We start from the raw sequence: 10,328 nt of genomic DNA on the forward strand, positions 1-10,328 counted from the left end.
ATGCAGGCTGCCCCGCCGGGCCGGGACCTCCCCCCGAGCACTCCCCTGAGCTCTCTGCCGAGCCCTCTGCCGACCACGCCGCGAACCACACCGCCCGCCTTCCCGTGCGCCCGCTGACCCGGGCCGCCGCGTTCGGCGCGGGCGCCGTCGCCGGGTACCTGGCCGACGCCCGGTTCGGCGATCCGCGCCGCGGCCACCCGGTGGCCGGCTTCGGCGCCGCGGCCGGCCGGCTGGAGCGGCGGCTGTGGCGCGACGACCGCGCGGCCGGCACCGCCTTCACCGCGCTCTGCGTGGGCACCGTCGCGGCCGGCGCGGTGGCCGCCGACCGGCTGCTGGCCCGCCGTCCGCCCGGCCGGGCCGCGCTCGCCGCCGCCGCGACCTGGACGGTGCTCGGCGGCACCTCGCTGACCCGGGAGGCGCGCACGATCGGCCGCGCGCTGACGGCCGGTGACCTGACGGCGGCCCGGGAGCGGCTGCCGCACCTGTGCGGACGCGACCCGAGCGCCCTGGACGAGCAGCAGATCGCCCGCGCGGTGGTCGAGTCGGTGGCCGAGAACACCGCCGACGCCGTGGTCAACGCCCTGGTCTGGGGCGGCCTGGCCGGCACCCCGGGGCTGCTGGCGTTCCGCGCGGTGAACACCCTGGACGCGATGGTCGGTCACCGCTCGCCGCGCTACGCCCGGTTCGGCTGGGCCTCGGCCCGGCTGGACGACGTGGCGGGCTGGCCGGGCGCCCGGCTGACCGCGCTGCTGACGGTGGCCGCCGCCCCCGAACCGCGCACCGCCTGGCGGGTCTGGCGGCGGGACGGCTCCGCGCACCCCAGCCCCAACGCCGGCCAGGCCGAGTCGGCCTTCGCCGGCGCGGTCGGCGTCCGGCTGGGCGGGACGCTCCAGTACGGCGAACGCACCGAGCACCGGCCGGTGCTCGGCGAGGGGCTGCGGCAGGTCGGGGTGGACGACATCGAGCGGGCCTGCGTGCTCTCGCGGCGGGTGGGCGCGCTCGCCCTGGGTACGACGGTCGCCGGGCACCTGCTGCTGCGGGCGGCGCTGAACAGGAAGCGGAGGTACCGGGCATGAGCAAGGCACTGCTGGTCGCCGGGACGACCTCGGACGCCGGCAAGAGCGTGGTCACGGCGGGCATCTGCCGGTGGCTGGCGCGGCAGGGGGTCGCGGTCGCGCCGTTCAAGGCGCAGAACATGTCGCTGAACTCCTTCGTCACCGCCGACGGCGCCGAGATCGGCCGCGCCCAGGCGATGCAGGCGCAGGCCGCCCGGGTCGAGCCGGAGGCGGCGATGAACCCGGTGCTGCTGAAGCCCGGCGCGGACGGCCGCAGCCAGGTGGTGCTGCTGGGCCGCCCGGTCGCCGAGGTCGGCGCGCTGGACTACCGCGAGCGCAAGCCGCTGCTGCTGGAACGGGCCCTGGAGTGCCTGGCGGACCTGCGCGCCCGCTTCGACGTGGTGGTCTGCGAGGGCGCGGGCTCGCCCGCCGAGATCAACCTGCGGGACCGGGACATCGCCAACATGGGCCTGGCCACCGCGGCCGGCCTGCCGGTCGTCGTGGTCGGGGACATCGACCGGGGCGGCGTGTTCGCGGCGATGTACGGGACGCTGGCGCTGCTGTCGGCGGAGGACCAGCGGCACGTGGCCGGCTGGTTCGTCAACAAGTTCCGCGGCGACGCGCGGCTGCTGGCGCCCGGGCTGGAGATGCTGCGCGAGCTGACCGGGCGTCCGGTGCTCGGCACCCTGCCGATGCTGCCGGACCTGTGGCTGGACGCCGAGGACTCGCTCGACCTGTCCACCGTCGTCGACCGGACCGCCGCGCGCGGCCCGCTGGGCGCCGATGTGCTGCGGGTGGCGGTGCTCCGCTTCCCCCGGCTGTCCAACTTCACCGACCTGGACGCGCTCGCCCAGGAACCCGGCGTGCTGGTGCGCTGGGCCACCCGGCCGGAGGAGCTGGCCGACGCCGACCTGGTGGTGCTGCCCGGCACCCGGGCCACCGTCGCCGACCTCGGCTGGCTGCGCGAGCGCGGCTTCGAGCCGGTGCTGAAGGCCCGGGCGGCGGCCGGGCTGCCGGTGCTGGGCGTCTGCGGCGGCTACCAGATGCTGGCCGGCCGGATCGTGGACGAGGTCGAGTCGAAGGCGGGCCCGGTCGAGGGCCTCGGACTGCTGCCGACGCAAGTGCGGTTCGGGGTGGAGAAGGTGCTCGGACGGCCCGTCGGCGAGGCCTTCGGCGAGCGGGTCGAGGGCTACGAGATCCACCACGGGATCGTCACCGTGGAGGGCGGGGAGGCCTTCATCTCCGATGACGACGGGCAGAGCCTCGACGGGTGCCGGGTCGGTTCCGTCCTGGGCACCACCTGGCACGGCGCGCTGGAGAACGACGGCTTCCGGCGCGCGCTGCTGCGCGAGGTCGCGGCGGCGGCCGGCCGGGCGTTCGTCGCCGCGCCGGACACCTCATTCGCCGACGCGCGGGAGGCCCGGCTGGACCGGCTGGGCGAACTGATCGAGGAACACGCCGACACCGACGCGCTGTGGAAGCTGATCGAGGGCGGGGTGCCGGCGGCCGGATCGCTGCCGTTCCTTCCGCCCGGAGCCCCTGGGGAGCATGCATGAGTGACGTCCGATACCCGTTCACCGCGATCGTCGGCATGGCCGACCTGCGGCTCGGCCTGCTGCTGAACGCGGTCTCCCCGGCGGTCGGCGGGGTGCTGGTGCGCGGCGAGAAGGGCACCGCCAAGTCGACCATGGTGCGCGCGCTGGCCGGGCTGCTGCCGTCCATCGCGACCGTCGACGGCTGCCGCTTCGCCTGCGACCCGGCCGGCCCGGACCCGCAGTGCCCGGACGGCGCGCACGACGGCGGGGCGTCCTCGCGGCGCCCGGCCGAGCTGGTCGAGCTGCCGGTCGGCGTCTCCGAGGACCGGATCGTCGGCTCGCTGGACCTGGAGCGCGCGCTCTCCGAGGGCGTCAAGGCGTACGAGCCGGGGCTGCTGGCCCGGGCGCACCGCGGCGTGCTCTACATCGACGAGGTCAACCTGCTCCAGGACCACGTGGTGGACCTGCTGCTGGACGCCGCCGCGATGGGCCGCTCCTACGTGGAGCGCGAGGGCGTGTCGGTGCGGCACGCGGCGCGGTTCCTGCTGGTCGGCACGATGAACCCGGAGGAGGGCGAGCTGCGGCCGCAGCTGCTCGACCGGTTCGGCCTGACGGTGGAGATCGCCGCCACCCGGGAGCCGGTGGAGCGCGCCGAGGTGGTCCGCCGCCGGCTCTCCTACGACGCCGACCCGGCCGCCTTCGCCGAGCGCTTCGCCGCCGACGAGCGGGCGCTCGCGGAGCGGATCACCGCCGCCCGCGAGCTGCTGCCGAGCGTGGAGCTGACCGACACGGCGCTGCGCCAGATCACCGCCGTCTGCGCGGCGTTCGAGGTGGACGGGCTGCGCGCGGACATCGTGATGGCCCGGACCGCCGTCGCCCTGGCCGCCTGGGCGGGCCGCACCGAGGTGCTGGCGGAGGACGTCCGCAAGGCCGCCCAGCTGGCGCTGCCGCACCGGCGGCGGCGCAACCCCTTCGACGCCCCCGGGCTGGACGAGGAGCAGCTGGACCAGGTGCTGGAGGAGCACGCCGAGCCGGAGTCCGAGGAGCCGCAGCAGCCCCAGGAGCCGGAGGAGGACCCGGACCCGGAGGGCGGCCCCGAGGGCGACGGTCCCGAGGGTGACGGCCCGCAGGACGGCGGCCCCGACGGCGGCGGTGGCGGCGCGCCCGAGCCGTCCGGCCAGGACGGCCCCGACGGCCCGACGGCCGAGGCGACGGACGCCCCGGCCCAGGACGACGCCCCCGCCCCGCAGCCGGTCCCGCTCCAGCCCCCGTCCCCGGCCCGGGAGACGGCCCCGGTCGCGGCCGGCGACCCGTACCGGACCCGGCTGTTCGCCGTGGACGGCACCGGGCGCGGCGCCCAGGGCCGCCGCTCCCCCGCCGAGACCGACAGCGGCCACACCATCCGGGCCCGCCGCCCGCGCGGCCGGCTCGCCCGGCTGCACCTGAGCGCCACCCTGCGCGCCGCCGCCCCGCACCAGTTGGCGCGCGGCCGGTCCTCGCGGGCCCTGGTGCTGCACAAGGACGACTTCCGCGAGCAGGTGCGCCAGGGCCGGGAGTCCAACCTGGTGCTGTTCGTGGTGGACGCCTCCGGTTCGATGGCGGCCCGGCAGCGGATGACCGCCGTCAAGGGCGCGGTGCTGTCGCTGCTGATGGACGCCTACCAGCGCCGGGACAAGATCGGCATGATCACCTTCCGGGGCGCGGGTGCCGAGCTGGCGCTGCCGCCGACCTCCTCGGTGGAGGTCGGCGCGGCCCGGCTGGAGTCGCTGCCCACCGGCGGCCGCACCCCGCTGGCGGCCGGACTGCTGCGGGCGCACGAGGTGCTGCGGGTCGAGCGGCTGCGCGACCCGGACCGCCGTCCGCTGCTGGTCGTGGTGACCGACGGCCGGGCCACCGGCGCGCGGGACGCCGTCGCGCAGTCGCACCGGGCGGCCGGGCTGCTGGCCGGGCAGGGCGTGGCGAGCGTGGTGCTGGACTGCGAGTCGGGCCCGGTCCGGCTCGGCCTGGCCCGCACCCTGGCCGACCGGCTGCGGGCCACCGCCGTGACCCTGGACGAGCTGCGGGCCGACGGGGTCGCCTCGCTCGTCCGCGACAGCCGCGGCGGGCACCGTTCGAGCGCCTCTGCTTCGGCTACTTCCTTTGCTACTTCTTCTGCTTCGCGAAAGGCGGCCTGAGCCGACATGCCCAAGGGTGTCCCCGAGAGCGTTCCCGACGACGGCCTGACGACCCGCCAGCGCCGTACCCAGCCGATCACCGCCGTGCACACCGGGCCCGGCAAGGGCAAGTCCACGGCCGCGTTCGGCATGGCCCTGCGGGCCTGGAACCAGGGCTGGTCGGTCGGGGTGTTCCAGTTCGTGAAGTCCGCCAAGTGGAAGGTCGGCGAGGAGAACGCGCTGCGCGTGCTCGGCGCCTCCGGCGAGGGCGGCACCGTCGACTGGCACAAGATGGGCTCCGGCTGGTCCTGGATCCAGCGCACCGGCGAGATGGAGCTGGACAGCGAGGCGGCGGCCAAGGAGGGCTGGGAGCAGGTCAAGCGCGACCTCGCCGCCGAGACCTACCGCTTCTACGTGCTGGACGAGTTCACCTACCCGATGCACTGGGGCTGGATCGACCCGGCGGAGGTGGTGGCCGTGCTGAAGGACCGTCCGGGCAGCCAGCACGTCGTCATCACCGGCCGGTACGCGCCGGAGCTGCTGACCGACGCCGCCGACCTGGTCACCGAGATGACCAAGGTCAAGCACCCGATGGACGCCGGCCGCAAGGGCCAGCGCGGTATCGAGTGGTAGCGCGCCGGGTCGGTCGAACCCGCCGGACGTCCTGGTAGTACAGCGAGAGAAGAAGCAGCAGCACCGTGAACATCCCCCGTCTCGTCGTCGCGGCGCCCTCCTCGGGCGCCGGCAAGACCACGATCGCCACCGGCCTGATCGCCGCGCTCGCCGCCCGCGGGCTGGCCGTCTCGCCGCACAAGGTCGGCCCGGACTACATCGACCCGGGCTACCACGGCCTGGCCGCCGGCCGTCCGGGCCGCAACCTGGACGCGTTCATGTGCGGGCCGGAGCGGATCGCGCCGCTCTTCCTGCACGGCGCGGCCGGGGCGGACGTGGCGGTGGTCGAGGGTGTGATGGGGCTGTTCGACGGCGCCTCCGGGCGGGGCGAGCTGGCCTCCACCGCGCATGTGTCGAAGCTGCTGCGGGCGCCGGTGGTGCTGGTGGTGGACGCCTCCTCGCAGTCCCGGTCGGTGGCGGCGCTGGTGCACGGCTTCGCCTCCTGGGACCCGGAGGTCCGGCTGGCCGGGGTGATCCTCAACCGGGTCGCCTCCGACCGGCACGAGCGGCTGCTGCGCGAGGCCCTGGAGGAGGGCTCCGGGGTGCCGGTACTGGGCTCGGTGCGGCGCTCGGCGGCGGTCGCCACGCCCTCCCGGCACCTGGGGCTGATCCCGGCCGTCGAGCGCTCGGCGGAGGCCCTGCGGGCGGTGGCCGACATGGGCGAACTGGTCGCCGCCTCGGTGGACCTGGACGAGGTGCTGGCGCTGGCCCGCACCGCCCCGCCGCTGACGGCGGAGCCGTGGGACCCGGCCGGCGAGGTGACCCCTCTGGCCGCCGGTGCGGTCCGGCCGAGGATCGCGGTGGCCGGGGGCGCGGCGTTCTCCTTCTCGTACGCCGAGAACACCGAGCTGCTGACCGCCGCCGGCGCCGAGGTGGTGCCCTTCGACCCGCTGCACGCCGACGCCCTGCCGGAGGGCACGGCCGGCCTGGTGATCGGCGGCGGCTTCCCCGAGCTGTACGTCCGGGAACTCAGCGCGAACGGGCAACTGCGGGCGGCGATCGCCGCGTTCGCCGCCGCGGGCGGACCGGTCTCGGCCGAGTGCGCCGGGCTGCTCTACCTCGGGCGGGAGCTGGACGGACTGCCGATGTGCGGGGTGCTGGACACCTCGGCCCGGATGACCGAGCGGCTGACGCTCGGGTACCGGGAGGCGGTCGCGCTGGAGGACTCGATGCTGCTGCCGGGCGGGGCCCGGCTGCGCGGGCACGAGTTCCACCGGACGGTCTGCGAGCCGGAGCACGGCGAACGGCCCGCCTGGGGCTGGCGGCTGCCGACCGGTCTGCACCTCGAAGGATTCGCGGGCGCGGCGGGCGCCGAGAATGTTCACGCTTCGTATCTGCATCTGCACTGGGCGGGATACCCGCAGCTCGCCGCCGCCTTCACCGCGGCGGCCGCCGCGCACCGGGCCGGCTGAGCGGGCCGGCGGCGGATCCGACGACCCTTCGGGTCTGGTGCTTTGGCCGTCCGGAGCGTCAGAATGGGACAAACAACCGCATATCGGACTTCTCGCAACCGGTACCGGCCAGACCCGACCGCCTTTCGGCGAGCCGACCGATTGCCGGCGACCGCCTACTCGACGGGGCGCCGAACACGCCCCCGCGGCGCCGCACACGCCCCGGCGGGGTGAACAGGCTCGAAGGAGCCGTCACCATGCGTCACACCTTAACCCCGCTGCATCACCACCCCACCCCCGTCGACCTCCCCCACGACCGTCCGCACTCCTGCCCCGTCCCGCTGTCACCGGACGCGCTGGACATGCTCCGCCAGGAGTACCGGGAGCTGATCACCACCGGACGGCTGCCGGAGACCATCACCTTCACCCAGTACTACCTGGTCTGGCGCTCCCGGCGGCGCGGCGAGAACGTCGTCGGCCTCGACGACGGCGCCGTCCGGCCCGGCGCCCGCACCGACGCCCAACTGATCAGCCACCCGTCCGAGAAGCTCGCCGGGGTGATCCCCACCGTGGTCCTGCTGGTCGACTTCCCCGACCAGCCGCACGACCCGGCCCACACCAAGGAGCACTTCGAGGACCTGCTGTTCAGCACCGGCACCTCGCCCGGCGGCTCGATGCGCGACTACTACCGCGGGGTCAGCGGCTTCGACCCCGCCGCACCCGACAACGGCGGCATCGACGTCCAGGGCGAGGTGCACGACTGGTTCACCCTGCCCCACCCGCTCTCCTTCTACGCCGACCACCGGTCCGGCCAGGGCAACCGGGACGGCCGCAACGAGCCCGGCATGGCCTTCGACGCCCTGGACATCGCCCTCCGTCAGGGCATCGCGTTCCCGAAGGAACTGGACGTGCTCGGCGAGGGCATCGTCACCGCGCTGTTCGTCGTCCACGCCGGCTCCGGCGCCGAGGCCCTCCCGCCGGACCTCCAGCCGGGCGCCCTGTGGAGCGCCAAGTGGACCCTCCCGCACGGCTTCCCCGTCCCCTCGGGCCTCACCGTGCCGACCTTCCTGACCGTCCCCGAGGACTGCAAGGTCGGGGTCTGCTCCCACGAGTGGGGCCATCTGGCGGCCCGCTGGGCCGACTTCTACGACACCGGCGACCCGGAGGTGGAGGACGTCTCCAGCGGCCTGGGCGACTACTGCCTGATGGCGTCCGGCTCCTGGGGCGGCCCGCGCAACGACCGCGGCAGCAAACCGGTCTACCCGAACGGCATGCTGCGGATGTTCCACGACTGGACCAGACCCCAGCTGATCAGCGCCACCACCAAGGACATCACCCTGCGACCGGTCTCCGAGGGCGGTGACATCCTGGTCGTCAAGAGCCCGCGGATGACGCCGCAGCAGTACCTGGTGATCGAGTACCGCCGGCAGAGCGGCCAGGACCAGTTCCTGCCGTCCCAGGGCATCGCCACCTACGTGGTGGACGAGGCGATCGACAACGTCAACGACGAACGCCACCTGGCCATCGAGCTGATGCAGGCCGACGGCCGGCGCGACCTGGCCTCCTTCCTCCGCGCGGGCAACCGCGGCGACCGGACCGACCTCTACCCGGCCCTCGGCAACAACACGATCGGCGAGCACAGCACCCCGGCGCTGAACGAGCCGGACGGCCGCTGGAGCGGCATCACCGTCGAGGTGGCCGGGACCCCGGGGGAGGACCGGATGGAGGTCAGCGTCACCGTCGAGTGAGGCACGGCGCGAGCCACCCGCTCCGCTCCGGAGGCGTCCGGAGCGGAAGGGGACGACCGCCGCCCTGCCCGCCGTTCCGGGCAGCGGCCCCCCGCCGGTGGCTCCGGCGGAGCCGCCCCGGTACGGACCGAGAGGCCGGCCCGGGCAGCGGCGGCGGTCCCGTCCCCCTGATCCCTCCCGCCTCCGGGACGGATCAGGGGGACGGGTCTTCGTCGGGAGCGGGGTCGGGGTCGGGGGCCGGGGCCGTCGGGAGGTGGAGGATGGCCACGGCGCCGCCGGTGGGGTGGTTGGTGAAGGTCAGGGTCGCGCCGATGACGCGGGTGTGGCCCTGGGCGATGGTGAGGCCGAGGCCGTGGCCGCGGCCGCGTTCGCGGACGCTGGTGCGGAAGCGCTGGGGGCCGTCGCGGAGGAGTTCGTCGGGGAAGCCGGGGCCGTGGTCGCGGACGGTGAGGCGGTGGCCGTCGACGTGCAGCAGGATCGGGCCGCCGCCGTGGCGGTCGGCGTTCAGGAGCAGGTTGCCGAGGATGCGGTCCAGGCGGCGCAGGTCGGTGCGGACCGAGGCGTCCGCCGCCATCTCCACCTCGACCTCCAGGCCGGTCAGCGCCACCGTGCGGCGCACCGCGCGCTCCAGCGGCACCGCCGAGAGGTCGGGCAGTTCGACGTCGGCGTCCAGCCGGGAGACCTCCAGGAGGTCCTCGACCAGGGCGCGCAGGGCCTGCACCCGGTTCTGCACCAACTGGGTGGGCCGGCCCGGCGGCAGCAGTTCGGCCGCCGTGACCAGTCCGGTCAGCGGGGTGCGCAGCTCGTGCGCGACGTCCGCGGTGAACCGCTGCTCGTCCTCCAGCCGCCGGTGCAGCTCCCGCGACATGAGGTCGACCGCCGCCGCGAGGTCGGCCACCTCGTCCCGCCCGTCGACGAGTTCGCCGATCCGGGTGTCGGTGCGCCCGGCGGCGATGCCCCGGGCGGCGGTCGCCGCCGTCCGCAGCCGGCGGCTGATCCGGTCCGCGACCAGTACCCCCGCCAGCACCGTGATGAAGACGGAGGCGACGACGGCGAGCAGGATGATCCGGTCCAGGTCGGCGATGGCCTGCCGGTCCTGGGCGAAGTCGATCCGTACGGACAGCACCTCGCCGTCGCTGCGGACCGGGACAGCCGCCCACACCGACTCGCCCTCGGGCCCCTGGGCCAGCAACGACCCGCGCCGCCCCTCGGCGACCAGGGCGCGCAGCCGGGCCGGCAGCGCCGGGTCGTCCACGGCGGCCTGCCGGCGTCCGCCGCCGGTGAGGTCCTCGTTGCGCTCGAAGGAGCCGAGCGCCGCGTCCAGAGCGGTGAGCGCGGAGCCCCGGGCCTGGTCGACGTGCTGGCGGACCATCGCCTGGTGGACCAGCAGCCCGACCGCCACCGCGACCAGGACGGAGATGGCGGCGACGGCGGTGGCGATCTGGCGGCGCAGGGTCATTCGGCCCGCCTGAGCTTGTAGCCGAAGCCGCGGACGGTCTCGATCCGGCCGCCGCCGATCTTGGCGCGCAGGCGCTGGACGTGGACGTCGACCACGCGGGTGTCGGCGCCCCACTCGTAGTCCCAGACGCGTTCCAGCAGGACGGCGCGCTCCAGCACGATGCCGGGGGCGGCGGTGAACTCCAGCAGGAGGCGCAGTTCGGTGGGGGTGAGCGGGACGAGGGCGCCGTGCACCCGGACCTCCATGGAGTCGGTGTCGACCTCCAGGCCGTCGAAGCTGCGGACGGGGGTGCGGGGGGCGGGAGCAAGGGGGGCG

Annotated in this window: 8 protein-coding genes; 6 read left to right on the forward strand and 2 right to left on the reverse strand. The window is 75.4% G+C overall.

What is annotated here, in order from left to right; translation table 11 throughout:
• Positions 1–104 precede the first annotated feature (104 nt).
• The 6 genes from IF01_RS0138545 (at position 105) to IF01_RS0138570 (ending at position 8,554) form a co-directional block, all read left to right on the forward strand.
• Positions 105–1,076 (forward strand): cobalamin biosynthesis protein, encoded by a 972-nt coding sequence (locus IF01_RS0138545; RefSeq protein WP_244215768.1) that lies wholly within the window; start codon positions 105–107, stop codon positions 1,074–1,076.
• On the forward strand, positions 1,073–2,611 hold the full coding sequence (locus IF01_RS0138550) for a cobyric acid synthase (RefSeq protein ID WP_030398309.1): 1,539 nt from the start codon (positions 1,073–1,075) through the stop codon (positions 2,609–2,611). Before IF01_RS0138545 ends, IF01_RS0138550 begins: the two co-directional genes overlap by 4 nt.
• Complete coding sequence (locus IF01_RS0138555) at positions 2,608–4,764, forward strand: putative cobaltochelatase (protein ID WP_030398310.1); 2,157 nt, start codon at positions 2,608–2,610, stop codon at positions 4,762–4,764. The genes IF01_RS0138550 and IF01_RS0138555 overlap by 4 nt, the downstream gene beginning before the upstream one ends.
• A 6-nt stretch (positions 4,765–4,770) precedes the next feature.
• Positions 4,771–5,376 carry a cob(I)yrinic acid a,c-diamide adenosyltransferase gene (cobO, locus tag IF01_RS0138560; protein ID WP_030398311.1) on the forward strand — a complete coding sequence of 202 codons (606 nt, stop codon included), beginning with the start codon at positions 4,771–4,773 and terminating at the stop codon, positions 5,374–5,376.
• Between the two features lie 65 nt (positions 5,377–5,441).
• Complete coding sequence (locus IF01_RS0138565; protein WP_030398312.1) at positions 5,442–6,827, forward strand: cobyrinic acid a,c-diamide synthase CobB; 1,386 nt, start codon at positions 5,442–5,444, stop codon at positions 6,825–6,827.
• Between the two features lie 236 nt (positions 6,828–7,063).
• On the forward strand, positions 7,064–8,554 hold the full coding sequence (locus IF01_RS0138570) for a M6 family metalloprotease domain-containing protein (RefSeq protein ID WP_208624401.1): 1,491 nt from the start codon (positions 7,064–7,066) through the stop codon (positions 8,552–8,554).
• 193 nt (positions 8,555–8,747) lie between these two features.
• Here IF01_RS0138570 and IF01_RS0138575 read toward each other — a convergent pair whose 3' ends face one another.
• Both IF01_RS0138575 and IF01_RS0138580 read right to left on the reverse strand, forming a co-directional pair.
• Positions 8,748–10,013: a sensor histidine kinase gene (locus IF01_RS0138575; RefSeq protein WP_030398314.1), complete on the reverse strand. Its 1,266-nt coding sequence runs from the start codon at positions 10,011–10,013 to the stop codon at positions 8,748–8,750.
• Positions 10,010–10,328 (reverse strand): winged helix-turn-helix domain-containing protein (locus IF01_RS0138580; protein WP_030398315.1); only part of this gene is annotated, 319 nt, incomplete at its 5' end. The genes IF01_RS0138575 and IF01_RS0138580, both read right to left, overlap by 4 nt.

Source organism: Kitasatospora purpeofusca, from assembly GCF_000718025.1.
GTDB lineage: Bacteria > Actinomycetota > Actinomycetes > Streptomycetales > Streptomycetaceae > Kitasatospora > Kitasatospora purpeofusca.